Genomic DNA, 16,366 nt, shown 5'->3' on the forward strand with positions numbered 1-16,366 from the left:
GATTTTTAACGGGCAAGATAATGCCCAAAAACCCGCACTAAGTAAAGAAGTGTCGCATTTTAACGCGATCTTTATTTTTAAGTGAAGGAATAAAATTAATGTAAAACCAAAATTCATTAATCGAAAATTGGCGGTATTTCAATCGATTGCGGTATCCAGCAGGCGGGGTCAATCGCTTTGTCACGCCACCGATAAAGAATATGTAAAAAATCCCTACGGGATATCTCTTTTGCGCCCATTGAGGCGGTATGGTGGTTAAGTACCTGACAATCAAAAAGTTGCCCATTATAGCGCAAAAAATGAAAATAGAATGTAATAAAAGCAAATTTGGATGCATCATTCATTCTACTGAACATAGATTCCCCACAAAATAGGTGCCCCATGTTCACGCCATACAGGCCTCCAACGAGTTTATCGCCATACCAAGCTTCAATGGAATGCGCCATACCTGCTTGGTGTAGCGCTAAATACCCAGCTTGAACTTCGGGTAAAATCCATGTGCCTTCTTGGCGTACAGAACAAGCTTCAATAACTTGCTTGAATGCATGGTTAACAGTAATGCGATAAGTCTGCTTTTTTAAAACTTTTTTCATTGACCGGCTAATATGGAGTTCACCAACCATGAGTACTGCTCTAGGGTCCGGAGACCACCATAAAGGCATCTCTCCAGGATTAAACCAAGGAAAGATACCATCATAATAGGCAGCTTGCAGCCTTTTTGATGAAAGATCTCCGCCAATCGCTAATAAGCCATTGGGCTCCCGCATGGCTTCAGACACGGGAGGGAATAAATAGGAGTCATCATCTAATTGGTACATATACGCCTCAGAGCGGTTGCTGTGCCCAGTGGCGCTGGCGGAACTGATAATACTGGCCTTGCATACCTAACAGCGCTTGATGGGTACCTTGTTCGATGATTTTACCATTGTCCATCACACAAATGTTATCCATTTCCTCTAAGCCCTGCATACGGTGAGTAATGACAATTAACGTCTTATCGGCACATTTTTCTTTTAACAGTGCTAAAATCTGCTGTTCAGTTTGTGTATCAAGCCCTTCCGTTGGTTCATCCATTAGAATTAATGGTGTGTTATGTAATAAAGCACGGGCAATACCTAAGCGGCGTTGTTCCCCTCCAGAAAGTTGTCGGCCGCCTTCACCCATCCACGCATTAAGCTTTAATTCGTTTTCTAATAAATTACCTAGACCAACTTGCTGTAATACTTCGCTTAATTCGGTATCCGTCGCTTGTTCATTGGCGAGCAACAGATTATTGCGCAATGTATCACTAAAGACATGAACCCGTTGTGGTACTACAGACATCATATTACGTAACGATTTTTCGCTAAATTCGTTAATAGGCGTGCCATTTAAGTAGATGGTTCCGCTATCAACATCCCAAGCACGGGTTAATAACTGCAGAAGAGTGGATTTACCACAACCTGTTTTACCTAATAAAGCAAGGTGTTGGCCTTTATTTAATGTTAAAGACACATTTTGAAGAACGGCAAATGGCTGTTCTGGATAGGTAAATGAAATATTATCGACAGTCAGATTTTCCAATGTTGCGATTGAAGGGCTTTCACTTGGGAAAGTTACCTCTGGTTTTGCGGTCATTAATTGGGAAACGCGAGTAGCAGATGCAATCACTTGACCCATATGTTGGAAGGCAACAGCAACAGGGCCTAATGCTTCGAAAGCCGCTAGCGCACAGAATACAAATAAAGCAATCAGTGCTCCCGGTTTTGTATCGCCTCCTACATGGTCGGCAGCCATCCAAAGAAGCAGTGTTGCTGTAACACCAGAGGCAAATAAAATAATGGCTTGAGATAACCCAGTGAGTGCCGCTTGCTGTTGTTGACGCACTTGCCACTTATTTTCGATATTAAGCAAGTTTTGGCGAAAACGTTCAGTGGCGCCAAATAATGTTAACTCAGCTTGTCCTTGCAGTGCGGAGGTTAAAATAGTGCGATAACTTCCACGTAATTCGGTTAGCTCACGGCCAATGGGTTTTCCTGCACGATAGAATATAAATGGCATTGTAAATAGCAAGAACAGCATGATGCCACCCAGTGTCCAAGCAAGACGAGGGTCGAGATAACTTAAACCAAAAATAAGGACAAAGGTAACAAAAAATGCAGTAATGATCGGCGATAAAACACGCAAATAGAGGTGATCTAGGGTCTCTACGTCAGCGACCAGACGATTGAGTAACTCCCCTTGACGAAAACGACTGATACCACCCGGCGAAAGGGGCAATACTTTACTAAAAGCAAAAACCCGTAAATGAGCAAGTACTTTAAAAGTAGCATCGTGGCTAACTAGGCGTTCTCCATAGCGGCCAGCGGTACGAAAAATAGCGGCACCACGGACACCCGCAGCGGGTAACATGTAATTAAAATAGTAAAGACCCGGAAAACCAGCAATGGCGGTTCCGGCTAAAAACCAACCAGAAAGGGTAAGTAAGCCAATACTTGCCAGTAAGGTCACAATCGCCAAGATAATGCCTAATGTAATTAAAAACCAATGGCGGCGGTAAAGGGCTAAGAAAGGTAATAAAATTTTCATTATCAAAGCTCCTCACTGCGATGGGCAAGTAACTGGGCAAAAGCGCCTTCTGACTTGCTTAACTGTGTGTAATTACCTTGTTGAATGATTTGCCCGTTAGCCATTACCCAAATTTGGTCATAATCAAGGGTTTCTTCCAGTAAATGGGTGACTAAAAGGGTCGTTTGCTGACTTGATAGCTGGTTAAGTGTTTGCATAACACGTTGTTCGCTGTGGGAGTCTAAGCTCGCAGCAGGCTCATCTAGAAGGAGCATACGAGAGGGTTTCAACAGGGTTCGTGCAACGGCAACTCGCTGAGCTTGCCCGACCGAAAGGCGAGCGGCATAGTCACCCAGCTTGGTATTTAGGCCATCAGGCAAATGGGCTAAGAATTCGGAAACATATGCATTATCAATCGCCTGTTGAATTTCCGCTTCTGTAGCATTTGGCTTGCCTAAACAGATGTTTTCAACCAGTGTTTGCTCTGGAAGGTGAGGGTTTTGCCCAACCCAACCGAGTAATTCACGCCATTTATCAGGGCATAATTCACGAAGTTCAACACCATTTATGGTGATGGAACCGCGATAAGGCAAAAAGCCTAACAATAAATTCAGTAATGAGCTTTTTCCCGCACCACTTTGACCAACAATTGCAATACGTTGTTGTGGCTCAATATTGAAATCTAATGGCCCAGCAAGGCGCACACCATCATGGGATAAAATTTCTAATTGTTTAGCCTGAATATAGATAGCCTCATCACTCAGTGTTTGGGTTCCTTGTTGAGCTTTTTGTTCGCCCTCACTGTTTAATAGTGTTTCGAGTGTTTCAGCGGCACCAACAGCTTGCGCTTTGGCGTGGTAGTATGTGCCAAGGTCACGTAATGGTTGGAAAAACTCTGGCGAAAGTATCAGGGCAAGAAAACCTGCAAATAGCGTGACAGGTAAACCATAGCTACCGAAGTTCATTTCGCCCAGGTAGGAAAAACCAAAATAGACAGCAACAACAGCAATAGAAATCGATGCAAAAAATTCAAGTACGCCAGAAGACAGAAATGCCATCCTCAATACTTCCATCGTTCTGGAACGAAAATCTTCTGTTGATTCACGAATTTGCTTAATCTCTGCTTTTTCACGAAAAAATAACCGTAAGGTATCAAGGCCTCGTAATCTATCGAGAAAACTCCCGCTTAAACGACCTAAGGCAATAAAGTTACGACGGTTAGCATCCGCAGCGCCTAATCCGACTAATGCCATAAAGATAGGAATCAGCGGGGCAGTGACGAATAAAATGAGTGCTGCAGCCCAGTTAAAGGGGAAAATAGCAATCAGGATCATAATGGGGATGATCCCAGCTAAATACATTTGAGGAAGATAGCGCGAATAGTAGTCTTGCATATCTTCAATTTGTTCAAGAATAATTGTAGCCCAGTTACCCGCTGGCTTACCTTTAACCCACACAGGGCCGAGTTCTTGAAGTTTATCGAGTACCATGGTACGTATTTCTTGGCGCACCACTTGGCCACAACGAAAGCCAACGCGTTCTCGTACATAAGTGACAATTGCGCGTAAGATAAAAACGCAAAGCAGAAGAACAAAAGGGGTTAATAACTGTTCTCGAGGAACGTTATCCATAATCAATGCTTGTAAGATAACAGCTAAGAACCAAGCTTGAGCAATAATCAGTAATCCACTCAAAATGCCTAGTAACATAGAGATCCGCAACCAGCGCTTGGCAGGGGCACTGTATTGTTTTAACCAACGTACCAATTCAGTCTGTCTTGATTTATCCATAATGATTTAGTTAGCAGGTGTAGTTTTAATGTCATTGAGTATAGTTAGGAAATATCACCCTAACGTTGTTTTTATCATGCGTGATATTGCAGTTGACCTGTTTTAAACAGCATGAGAACGATAACTTTTGATCTGGTAACGCAATTGGTGATTATAAGAAAATCTGCGTTTTTGATCTTACCCATAAATTCGAGTATTAGAGTACATCATAACAGCTTCATCACGATATGTTACCTAATAAAAGTGGGTTATTTAAAGTGAGTTGTGCTTTGTTATTAAATTGTTTTATAAAGGTAAATTTAATATTTCAGTAAATTTTTAGATGTAATGATATTGGGATATTACTGTATTTCTACGTAATAAAAAGGTGGCTTAACAAAGAAATGTTAAGCCATCGGCATTTTTCACTACAATTAGAATGTGGGGTCTATCATTAACCATTCTTTGGGTTTTAATTCATAGTTTCCTTTTAATAAATTATCCCAAGCCTGATCTTTTTCTTTCATGGTATTAAATGAGCGAGTTTGCGTATCCATTAACTCCCAGGTTTGTTCCGTTTGTTGCCATATATTACAATCAATACTAGAGCTACTTGGATAGGAATAGCACATAACCACATCATCTTGATTGTTTTGGTTAACATCGGCCATAAAGCCTACACACGGGTATGGGTCGTATTGTGAGGTACAATACCAAGCACTACTAAGGTTTTCCCCGAGGTCGAACCAACTCTTCGGTATTGCAGGGCTATTTTGAGCTTGAATTAATACTGATTTTAGCGATCTGCGCTGTTCTTCTTCATAAGGGCTGGTTTGGAATAGTTTTTGATATTCAGGGTTGTTATTGAGTTTTTCAAAAGCTTGTTGCCCTTTCTCACCTAATTGTTTTAAGTCATAAGCAAGCGAGCTATTGACTTTAATTTTGCCATTTTCAACGCCGGCAAGAATACTGTTTAGTGTGATGCGTTTAAAATCAGCAATAGGGCTGTTAATGACCAATATAATGGCAATTAGAGACAAAATTCCCGCTTTATTGATAGGGCCTAAATAGGACATCCAGGCTGATTTTTTATAGATAATTGCGATGCTATAAGCAAAAATCAATACAAATAGGAATAGGGCAATAGTAAAGGCGTATAGGCGCTCAACACTCCAACTATACTGGTTAACTCGTACTAAAATTCCATAGAGCGAAAGCACTGAAAATGCATTAAGTAACATAATGCTAATTAAGACAAAACCGTTGAGACCCGCACGGAATTGATATTGAGTTGTGCCATCGCCATACACGAAATTGATAAAAATAAGGTTTAAAATTAAAAACCACAGCATTACTGCGGAGCCTAAGCCTGCAGAGGTTAAACCTGAAAAGTATGAAACAACGAAACCGCCTAAGAAAATAACAGCAACAATATTCAATAGAGGTAAGAAAAAACGCGCAATAAAGCTAACAAAATTACTGAGTTGTACATTCAGTGCTGTGCGTAAAAAAGCTAAACTCACGTTGAACCCAAGGGCAAAGCTCACCCAATAGATAACGTCGTTATCAAGAGCTTCACTCAAAAAAGTTAGGTTAACAATGCCAAATAAAAAACTGGCTATTTTTACGATTAATGTTAGCAACCCACCGATTATAGAAGCGAGAATACCCAGAAAGGTATTTTTAATATATAGCCCCATTAAGCAACCGTAATCAATTTTCCATGTTCTTGTGGTTTGCCACGATTGCATCCAAGGAAGTATAAAAAAGAGCAGGACGGTGAGGGTGATAAAGGCGAAGAATGGGTCTGTATCTGAAGAATTTAGAAAGTCTTGGGCATGCCAGTAATTGAGCCAGAAAATTAACCCAATAATGACCGCAATGTTGAGATAAAAAATAGCGGATTTTGCATTGGTAATTAGGTAACTGATTGCTGAAGGAACAAAAATGGCGAGCAAAATAGGCAGATATAGGGTGGTGGCGCTTAGTTGGCTTTCTAGGCGGATAGAGTAATCAGTAGTGGCTGTGATGACGATGCCTTGAATCACGGCAAGTATGACAATAATAAAATAAGAATAACCGCGAATGGCATCACGTTCTAATTGTTGCCCCATACCTACACCTTATATTAATTAATGTTATGTAAAAACAGTATAGGCAGTATTAAAAAAGTACAATATAAACTTGGTCTTAAAAATATATGCAAAACCAATAGTTAGGATGGGGAGTATAAGTAATAAAAAAGGCTTCAATTGAGGAAAAATTGAAGCCTATCTAAATTACAATCACTTATTGATTATTTTGATGCTAAGCCATCAAGATAACGTTCTGCATCTAAGGCTGCCATACAACCTGTGCCCGCAGAGGTAATTGCTTGGCGGTATATATGGTCCATGACATCACCAGCCGCGAACACACCTTCAACAGAAGTTTGAGTTGCATTGCCTTGGGTGCCAGATTGCACTTTAATATAACCGTTGTCTAAATCTAATTGGCCTTCAAAAATAGCTGTATTTGGGCTGTGGCCGATGGCAATAAATGCCCCCATAACAGGGATATCTTCTGTTGCATGTGTTTTAGTACATTCTAAGCGCACACCCGTCACGCCCATATCATCACCTAATACTTCATTTAATGTGCGGTCGGTATGCAGAATAATATTACCGTTCTCAACTTTATCCATTAAACGATTAATCAGGATTTTTTCTGCACGGAAACTATCACGACGATGAATTAAATGAACTTCTGAAGCAATATTAGAAAGGTACAATGCTTCTTCTACCGCAGTGTTTCCGCCACCAACGACAGCGACTTTTTGGTTACGATAGAAGAAACCGTCACAGGTTGCACAAGCTGAAACGCCACGGCCTTTGAACGCTTCTTCTGAAGGTAGGCCGATATAACGAGCGGAAGCCCCTGTTGCAATAATTAATGCATCGCAGGTATATTCATTTTCATCGCCAATTAAACGGAAAGGACGTTGTTTTAAGTCCACTTTTTGGATATGGTCAGATATGATTTCGGTGTCAAATTTTGACGCGTGCTCATGCATGCGTTCCATAAGCCCTGGACCGGTTAAACCTTCTGGGTCACCAGGCCAGTTTTCAACTTCAGTTGTGGTGGTCAATTGACCGCCTTTTTCCACCCCAGTAATCAATGCTGGGTTTAAGTTTGCACGTGCAGCATAGACAGCCGCAGTATAGCCCGCAGGGCCAGAACCAAGAATGATTAACTTGCGATGTGTTGTTGTGCTCATGAATTCCTCTTTAATCTAAAAAGCATTTATCAGATTGTAGGAGAAATAAGAGGTTAACAAAAGTGGTTTAAGTGCGACTTAGTTTCATTTGGCTTATTTCATCAATAGGTAATACCGACAAAATGTAAAAAAATATGACAAAAAGTTGCTTGTGTCACGCATCACAATTTTTAGGAATTATCTTGAATTAAGGCTGCGAAACGTTTTACTAGAAAAAAAAGCGAAATCTTGTACTGATTTTTATTCATTTGCTTTGACAATCGGCTGCGCATTTGCGAAAACATCAGTGTAAGAGTTAATTATCTAGCTGATCAATGGAAATGGCGCATTTTTGTTCTTGCTGGAAAATTAACTTTACACTACTTACAAATTTAAAATACAAGTAAACATTGTGGGTGATAATTACATTCACACTAACTTCAGCATTATGAATAAAATTTGCTCCTGAACACGAATTCCTAAATAAAAAAGGTGGTGGCTAAGGTGCTTATTTTTAGATGTAGAAAATAACAATTAGAGAAAGAGAGATAAAGAGATGATTGACAATAAAAAGCGTCCTGGCAAAGACCTTGACCGTATCGACAGGAATATATTAAACGAACTACAAAAAGACGGGCGAATTTCTAACGTAGAGTTATCTAAACGAGTTGGTTTATCTCCAACACCTTGTTTAGAGCGTGTACGTCGCCTTGAGAGACAAGGATTTATCTCTGGCTATACTGCGTTACTAAATCCACACTACTTAGATGCATCTTTGCTCGTGTTTGTTGAAATCACACTTAACCGTGGTGCTGCGGATGTATTTGAGCAATTCAATACAGCAGTTCAAAAACTGGAAGAAATTCAGGAATGCCACTTGGTTTCTGGTGACTTTGACTACCTGTTGAAAACGCGTGTGCCAGATATGTCCGCATATCGTAAACTGTTAGGTGAAACTCTGTTACGTTTACCAGGCGTAAACGACACTCGCACCTATGTAGTTATGGAAGAAGTTAAACAAAGCAACCGTTTAGTGATCAAAACTCGCTAATTAGTGCTTTTTAACCTCGCTTCAGCACAGCATTTCAGCTTTGTTGCCGCACTGCAGTTTCAACGCTGAGTTTACTCAGCGTTGTTCCGTTTTTCTCACCTCATTTGTTGCTTTATAAAAACGTAATATTTTGCTGTTTCACAGCTTCAACTGGCTGCTATCCATGCCTTTCTACTTTGTTTTACGTAAATTACTTAGCAACTGATAAGTTTTATTTCCAATTTATTGATTCTAAAGCTATAAATATTTAGGATTTTTGACGAGAAATAGAAATTGAATCATCATACATTAGATGGAATACTGCACCTTAGTGCTTTTGTGAAGCCTTGATATCTCTTAGTCGCTGTAAAACAGGCAGAGTCAGGCGTTTAATGGTAGAATAAACCTAGGTTAGTCAAGAACATCAGTTAGCAAAGAAATAATAATGAGCCAAGAATATACAGAAGATAAACATATCAAATTTAAAAAACTAAGTAGCGGAAGACGGCTATTAGAGGTTATTTTGCTCGCAATATGCTTGAGCGCACTCTTCTTAATGGTGGCTTTATTGAGCTTCAGCCCTTCAGATCCAAGCTGGTCACAGACCACTTGGAATGCCCCAGTGAAGAATTTAGGGGGTAGTGTAGGTTCATGGAGTGCAGATATTCTTTTCTCTGCTTTTGGTATTCTTGCATTTGCCATTCCTGCACTATTACTCCTAGGCTGCTGGGCGATTTTCCAATATGAAAGTCGGCGCCGATATATTGATTTTTTCTCTTTATCGTTAAGATTAATAGGTGGTTTAGCACTTATTTTATCTTCTTGTGGGCTTGCGGCTCTCAATTTTGACGACTTACCTAATTTCGCCTCTGGTGGTGTGATTGGCAGTGTATTTAGTAATGCAATTATGCCGTGGTTCAATTCATTAGGTGCTACGTTAGCATTGCTGTTTTTATGGGCGATAAGCTTTACGCTGTTTACGGGATGGTCATGGCTTACAATCGCAGAAAAAATTGGTGCAGCGGTACTTCTCCCTATTACTTTGCTAACAAATCGAGCGAGGGGAGACGATTTAGATAACTATGATTACGACGTTGAAGAAACTGAAGGAGCTTTACAGCGTGCGCAAGAAGCTGAGCACAGAGCCAATGACAGCCTAGAAAATATTGATGCGGATGATGTTTTGTTTTCCGCACCCACTGTGGCTGAATTAGTCACTGAAGTCGCTCCAACAACGGAAAAAAATACGGGTGAAGCGGTTGCTACTATAGAAAACCCAATTCCTTCAGTGAATCAAAACACATCAGAGCAAGATTCGGTACCTGCTTTCTCTGCAGTGGATGAGCCGAGCACATATCATTTTGAAGTACCAGAAGATTACCAGCCTAAGCTCGGTGCAAGTTTTGATTCAACATCAGATACCGTTAATGAGCCGTTAGTTCAAGCGTCACCGTATGTTGCACCAGAAGAACCGATGTTAAGTGTTCAGCATAATCAACAAATAGAACAACAAAAACAAGATAATACCGCTTATCAAGAATATTCGGATAAACAAGAAACACCTGTTAATCAAGCTGCGTTTGAAGCTCAAGCAACATCAGTGCTCCCACTTGACTCTTCAAGTACAACAGAAAGTTTTATTCCATCATCAGTTACTGAAAGGGTCTCTAATCCAGCTGCATTAGCGGCTGCGGGTATTTCAGTCGCTGCACTGGAGCGCCATGCTCAGGTTAAACAAAATATGGAGCCGGAGCTTCCACGGCCAAATCCTGTTCGTTTACCGACTCGTCGTGAGTTATATGGTATTCGCATTCCATCGTTACGTGATGCGGAACTACAGCGGCGTGAAGAAGAGGCTTCTAAACGTGAACAAATATATCAGCAGTGGTCTACGAGTGAGTCTGACCAACCTGAAACTGATGATGAGGCACAACAAGACGAATTATTACGAGCGCAGTTCTTAGAACAGCAACGTGAACGTTATGGTGAAGTTGATGAAACTGATTATGATGTACCGCTTAATAGCCTGCACTCGCATGATGAGCAATTACAAAATGAGCCAATGACTGAAAATAGAGTCAGCGCATTTACGCAGCCAGAAATTGAACACCGTTGGGCGTCAGCTTCACAACAATCCAATAATACGCATACAATTCCAGAGCCTGATGAGGCCGTGCCAGTCGTGGATAATGGCTATCAACCTCAGTTTACACAAGAGCAAGAAGACTTTGAGCCCAAAATTGATTTAAGAAAAGAGTTCTCTGTGCTGGATAGTTTTACCCCTGTTGATGATTTGGTTGACAACGAGCCAGCTGATCCATTATTTATGCCATCATTTAGCGCGACTACTGTTACAGCAGGTACCCCACAAAATAATATCGCTGAAGGGCTTGCTAGCTCACCATCAGTAACACAAACTTTTGGGCAGCCACAGCAGCCACAGCAGCCACAGCAGCCACAGCAGCCACAGCAGCCACAGCAGCCACAGCAGCCACAGCAGCCACAGCAGCCACAGCAGCCACAGCAGCCACAGCAGCCACAGCAGCCACAGCAGCCACAGCAAGATAGCTTATTCCACCCGTTCTTAGTGCGTAATGACCAACCATTACCAAAACCAACAACGCCAATGCCGTCTCTTGATTTGCTGGCAAGTCCGCCAGCACAAGAAGAGCCAGTGGATATGTTCAAACTAGAACAAACAGCAAGGTTGATTGAAGCAAGGCTTAATGATTACCGCGTTAAAGCTGAAGTGGTTGGTTTTTCTCCAGGCCCTGTCATTACTCGGTTTGAACTTGACCTCGCACCGGGAGTAAAAGCTGCACGGATATCCACATTGTCACGTGACCTTGCTCGTTCGTTATCAACCGTAGCCGTACGTGTTGTAGAAGTGATACCGGGTAAACCTTATGTAGGCCTCGAACTCCCTAATGAGAAACGGCAAACCGTTTACCTAAGTGAAGTCTTAGACTGCGATGATTTCCGCAAAAACCCATCTCCTCTCACTATTGTATTGGGTAAAGATATTGAAGGTGACCCTGTTGTTGCGGATTTAGCGAAAATGCCTCATTTACTCGTTGCGGGGACAACCGGCTCTGGTAAGTCGGTTGGGGTGAATGCAATGATCCTCAGTATCTTGTATAAAGCCAAACCCGAAGATGTTCGCTTTATCATGATTGACCCGAAAATGCTGGAGTTATCCATTTATGAAGGTATTCCGCATCTATTGACTGAAGTGGTTACTGACATGAAAGATGCGGCGAATGCCTTGCGCTGGTGCGTGAATGAAATGGAACGCCGTTATAAACTCATGTCTGCATTAGGGGTACGTAACCTAGCGGGTTATAACGACCGCATTAAAGCAGCAGAAGAAATGGGGCGGCCAATTCCTGATCCACATTGGAAACCCGGTGATAGCATGGATGTAGAACACCCAATGCTGAAAAAAGAACCTTACATTGTTGTCATGGTTGATGAATTTGCCGACTTAATGATGACAGCTGGTAAAAAAGTGGAAGAGTTAATTGCACGGTTGGCACAAAAAGCACGTGCCGCGGGCATTCATTTAGTATTGGCAACTCAACGGCCATCGGTTGATATCATTACTGGACTAATCAAAGCAAATATTCCAACGCGGATTGCATTTACGGTATCCAGTAAAATTGACTCGCGCACGATCCTTGACCAAGGCGGCGCGGAATCTTTACTAGGCATGGGGGATATGCTGTATTTACCACCAAACTCTTCAATTCCAGTGCGGGTGCACGGCGCCTTTGTCCGTGACCAAGAAGTTCATGCCGTTGTGAATGATTGGAAAGCTCGCGGTAAACCACAATATATTGATAGCATTACAACCTGTAGTGATGATAGCGAAGGTGGTGGTTATGATAGTGGTGGCGAAGAGCTCGATCCGCTGTTTGACCAAGCTGTAGAGTTTGTTGTTGAGAAACAACGAGTTTCCATTTCTGGGGTTCAACGCCAATTTAGGATAGGTTATAACCGTGCTGCAAGGATTGTTGAGCAAATGGAGCTCCAAGGTATTGTCAGTGAGCAAGGGCACAATGGTAACCGTGAAGTTCTTGCTCCTCCGTCAATGGGGCATTAATAATTTAGTGTGCTAATTGCTGGTTTAATTTAAGGGGTGTATAAAGACGTAACACCTCTTATGGTAATAATTTTAAGGTCTCTCATCGATGAAAAAAATGATGTTATTGGGTGCGTTAGCCCTGAGTTTACATATTGGCCAAGTATTGGCGGACGCAAGCCAAGACCTTCAAGAACGTTTGAATAAGGTCAATAGCTTCCAAGCTAGCTTCTCGCAAAAGGTGACGAGTCCTGAAGGGGATTTGGTTCAAGAAGGTGTTGGGGATTTATGGCTTGAGCGCCCAAATTTATTTAATTGGAACATGACATCACCTGATGAAAGCGTATTGGTGTCAGATGGTAAAGATTTGTGGTTTTATAACCCGTTCGTAGAACAAGTGACGGTGACTAATTTAGCAGATGCTACGCAGGATACGCCATTTCTACTAATTACACGTAACGACCCGAAAGATTGGAAACAGTACTCAATCATTCAGCAGGGAAATACGTTTGATTTAAAACCAAAACAAACTAATGGGACTTTAAAACGTTTCTCCATTACGGTTTCTCCCGAAGGGACGATTGAGCAGTTTTCAGCGGTTGAACAAGATGGCCAAACCAGTGCTTATCAATTAAAAGAGCAAAAAAATGGTCGCGTTGATGCGAGTAAATTCAAGTTTACAGTACCAAAAGGCGTCACTTTAGATGACCAGCGTTCAAATGCTAAATAAGCTTGATTAGAGAAAATATTAGCCAGCAGTATTCATACTTGCTGGTTAATATATAAGATATTTTAAGAAGTAAAAAAGAGGATATAGTGGGTAACCTGTCTCTTGATTTTTCGCAGAATGAATTTCAACCTTTAGCAGCAAGAATGCGGCCTGAAACCCTTGAACAGTATATTGGCCAAAAGCATTTATTGGCTGAGGGGAAGCCGTTGCCACGTGCGATTAAAGCGGGTCATCTGCACTCCATGATTTTATGGGGGCCCCCTGGAACAGGTAAAACAACCCTTGCCGAAATTATTGGTAATTATGCACAAGCCGATATCGAACGTATTTCAGCAGTTACTTCTGGTATTAAGGAAATTCGAGAATCCATCGAAAAAGCCCGGCAAAATCGCAGTGCGGGGCGGAGAACCATTTTATTTGTCGATGAGGTTCATCGTTTTAATAAAAGCCAGCAAGATGCATTTTTACCGCATATAGAAGATGGCACGATTACATTTATTGGTGCAACAACTGAAAACCCATCATTTGAATTAAATTCCGCGTTATTATCACGTGCTAGGGTGTATTTGCTTAAATCCCTTGAAGAAAATGATATTGAACAGGTCTTGTTACAAGCACTGGCAGATTCATCTCGTGGCCTTGGTGGGCAAAATATTGTTCTGCCTGATAACACGCGCAAAATGGTCGCTCAGTTGGTTAATGGGGATGCTAGGCGTTCATTAAATCTCCTGGAAATGATGGCAGATATGGCAGAGGCTGATAGCCAAGGGCAGCGTATTTTAACCGCTGATCTGTTAAAAGAAGTTAGCGGTGAACGTACTGCACGGTTTGATAACAAAGGCGACCGTTATTACGACTTAATCTCTGCTCTGCATAAGTCGATTAGAGGCTCAGCACCAGATGCTGCACTGTATTGGTTTGCAAGGATTATTACTGCGGGTGGTGACCCTCTGTATGTTGCCCGTCGGCTACTTGCAATTGCATCAGAAGATGTGGGTAATGCGGATCCTCGTGCGATGCAAGTCGCCATTTCAGCTTGGGATTGCTTCACGCGAGTGGGGCCAGCCGAAGGCGAGCGTGCAATTGCCCAAGCGATTGTTTATTTAGCTTGTGCGCCGAAAAGTAACGCGGTTTATACCGCCTATAAAGCAGCGATTAAAGATGCACAAATGCAACCGGACTACGATGTGCCAGAACATCTTCGAAATGCCCCAACTAAACTATTAAAAGAAATGGGGGCAGGGAAAGAATATCGTTATGCGCATGATGAACCTAACGCATATGCTGCGGGAGAAAATTATTTTCCTGAACCTATGCAAACAACACGTTATTACTACCCTACGAAACGGGGCCAAGAAGGCAAGTTTGCTGAAAAATTAGACTGGTTAGCCCAACAGGATCAAATTAGCACTACAAAACGCTATCGCTAAACTAGGCAATGCGGTAAGGTTATATAGCGAAATACTTTACTTTATTTGTTGTGCTGGAATGCACCTCAAAAAGTATCATTAATTACTAACAATAATCACAGGATAAGCATGCTCGATCCCAATTTACTGCGTACGGAGCTAGACGCGGTTGCTGAAAAACTGGCTCGCAGGGGTTTTACCCTTGATGTGGAAAAGCTGCGTGAATTAGAAGAACGCCGCAAAGTTTTACAAGTTGAAACTGAAACCCTGCAAGCAGACCGTAACTCGCGATCGAAAACTATTGGTGCGGCGAAGGCACGTGGTGAAGATATCGAACCATTACGTCTGGAAGTTAACCAATTAGGCGAAAAATTGGATTCTGCAAAAGCAGAGCTAGATAAGCTGCAACAAGAAATCCGTGATATTGCCTTGAGTATCCCGAACATCCCTGATGACCAAGTACCTGATGGTAAAGATGATTCTGACAACGTTGAAGTTGCTCGTTGGGGTGAACCTCGCCAGTATGACTTCGAAGTTAAAGACCATGTTAGCCTTGGTGAGTTATCTGGTGGCTTAGACTTCCCTGCTGCGGTAAAACTGACAGGAGCACGTTTTGTTGTCATGAAAGGGCAAATTGCTCGCATGCATCGTGCCTTGGCTCAATTTATGCTTGACTTACATACTGAACAACATGGTTACCAAGAGTTGTATGTTCCATATTTAGTCAACCATGACACACTGTACGGAACTGGCCAATTACCAAAGTTTGGTGAAGATTTGTTCCATACTAAACCACTGGAAGAAGAAGCAGACAGCAGTACTTATGCGTTGATCCCAACCGCAGAAGTTCCAGTGACTAACTTGGTTCGTGATGAAATTTTAGATGAAGACTCACTTCCTCTGAAAATGACGGCACATACGCCTTGTTTCCGTTCTGAAGCAGGGTCTTATGGCCGTGATACACGCGGTTTGATCCGTATGCATCAGTTCGACAAAGTTGAGTTAGTACAAATCGTTCATCCAGAAAAATCTATGGATGCATTGGAAGAGCTGACTGGTCATGCAGAAAAAGTATTACAATTACTGAACTTGCCTTATCGTAAAGTGATTTTGTGCACCGGTGATATTGGTTTTGGTTCACGTAAAACCTATGACTTAGAAGTGTGGTTACCAGCGCAAAATACTTATCGTGAAATTTCATCTTGTTCAAACATGTGGGACTTCCAAGCGCGTCGTATGCAAGCGCGTTTCCGCGGTAAGAGTGATAAGAAAACACAACTTGTTCATACCCTGAATGGTTCTGGTTTAGCTGTTGGTCGTACATTGGTGGCGATTTTAGAAAACTACCAATTAGCTGATGGCCGTATTGAAGTTCCAGAAGTATTGCGCCCATATATGAAAGGGCTAGAGTTCATCGGTTAATTTCCGTTACTCTTTCAAACATAAAGCGCGACTGACGACAGTCGCGTTTTTTTGTGTAAATTTAAAGTGTTCTGGAAAAAGCATCCTCAGGTTAAACCTGATCCCCCCTCAATATTTTCCAAATAGCAGCATTCAATGCATGA

At 41.8% G+C, this 16,366-nt stretch carries 10 protein-coding genes; 5 read left to right on the plus strand and 5 right to left on the minus strand.

Annotation, left to right across the window (positions count from 1 at the left end; genetic code table 11):
- Window positions 1-116: 116 nt before the first annotated feature.
- The 5 genes from aat to trxB form a co-directional block, all read right to left on the minus strand.
- Window positions 117-818 (minus strand): leucyl/phenylalanyl-tRNA--protein transferase, encoded by a 702-nt coding sequence (gene aat, locus M1F25_RS07505; RefSeq protein WP_004256353.1) that lies wholly within the window; start codon window positions 816-818, stop codon window positions 117-119.
- A gap of 7 nt (window positions 819-825) precedes the next feature.
- Entirely contained in the window at window positions 826-2,568 is a 1,743-nt protein-coding gene (cydC, locus tag M1F25_RS07510; protein WP_181489544.1) for a heme ABC transporter ATP-binding protein/permease CydC, read from the minus strand.
- A 2-nt stretch (window positions 2,569-2,570) separates the two neighbouring features.
- Window positions 2,571-4,337 (minus strand): heme ABC transporter permease/ATP-binding protein CydD, encoded by a 1,767-nt coding sequence (gene cydD / locus M1F25_RS07515; RefSeq protein ID WP_181489545.1) that lies wholly within the window; start codon window positions 4,335-4,337, stop codon window positions 2,571-2,573.
- 413 nt (window positions 4,338-4,750) lie between these two features.
- A complete protein-coding gene (locus M1F25_RS07520; protein WP_181489546.1) occupies window positions 4,751-6,430 on the minus strand; it encodes a DUF4153 domain-containing protein in 1,680 nt (559 codons plus the stop codon).
- A 182-nt stretch (window positions 6,431-6,612) separates the two neighbouring features.
- Window positions 6,613-7,572, minus strand: a complete 960-nt coding sequence (trxB, locus tag M1F25_RS07525; protein WP_004256339.1) for a thioredoxin-disulfide reductase — start codon at window positions 7,570-7,572, stop codon at window positions 6,613-6,615.
- A gap of 535 nt (window positions 7,573-8,107) precedes the next feature.
- Here trxB and lrp point away from each other — a divergent pair.
- The 5 genes from lrp to serS all read left to right on the plus strand — a co-directional run bounded on the left by lrp (window position 8,108) and on the right by serS (window position 16,223).
- Window positions 8,108-8,602: a leucine-responsive transcriptional regulator Lrp gene (lrp, locus tag M1F25_RS07530; protein WP_004256338.1), complete on the plus strand. Its 495-nt coding sequence runs from the start codon at window positions 8,108-8,110 to the stop codon at window positions 8,600-8,602.
- A gap of 424 nt (window positions 8,603-9,026) precedes the next feature.
- A complete protein-coding gene (locus tag M1F25_RS07535) occupies window positions 9,027-12,683 on the plus strand; it encodes a DNA translocase FtsK 4TM domain-containing protein (protein ID WP_181489547.1) in 3,657 nt (1,218 codons plus the stop codon).
- A gap of 88 nt (window positions 12,684-12,771) precedes the next feature.
- Window positions 12,772-13,392 carry an outer membrane lipoprotein chaperone LolA gene (lolA, locus tag M1F25_RS07540; protein ID WP_004256331.1) on the plus strand — a complete coding sequence of 207 codons (621 nt, stop codon included), beginning with the start codon at window positions 12,772-12,774 and terminating at the stop codon, window positions 13,390-13,392.
- An 86-nt stretch (window positions 13,393-13,478) separates the two neighbouring features.
- Window positions 13,479-14,822 (plus strand): replication-associated recombination protein A, encoded by a 1,344-nt coding sequence (locus M1F25_RS07545; RefSeq protein WP_004256330.1) that lies wholly within the window; start codon window positions 13,479-13,481, stop codon window positions 14,820-14,822.
- 108 nt (window positions 14,823-14,930) lie between these two features.
- Complete coding sequence (gene serS, locus M1F25_RS07550) at window positions 14,931-16,223, plus strand: serine--tRNA ligase (RefSeq protein ID WP_004256329.1); 1,293 nt, start codon at window positions 14,931-14,933, stop codon at window positions 16,221-16,223.
- Window positions 16,224-16,366 lie beyond the last annotated feature (143 nt).

Origin of the sequence: Providencia sp. PROV109 (assembly GCF_033681625.1) — a bacterium.
Classification (GTDB): Bacteria; Pseudomonadota; Gammaproteobacteria; order Enterobacterales; family Enterobacteriaceae; genus Providencia; species Providencia hangzhouensis.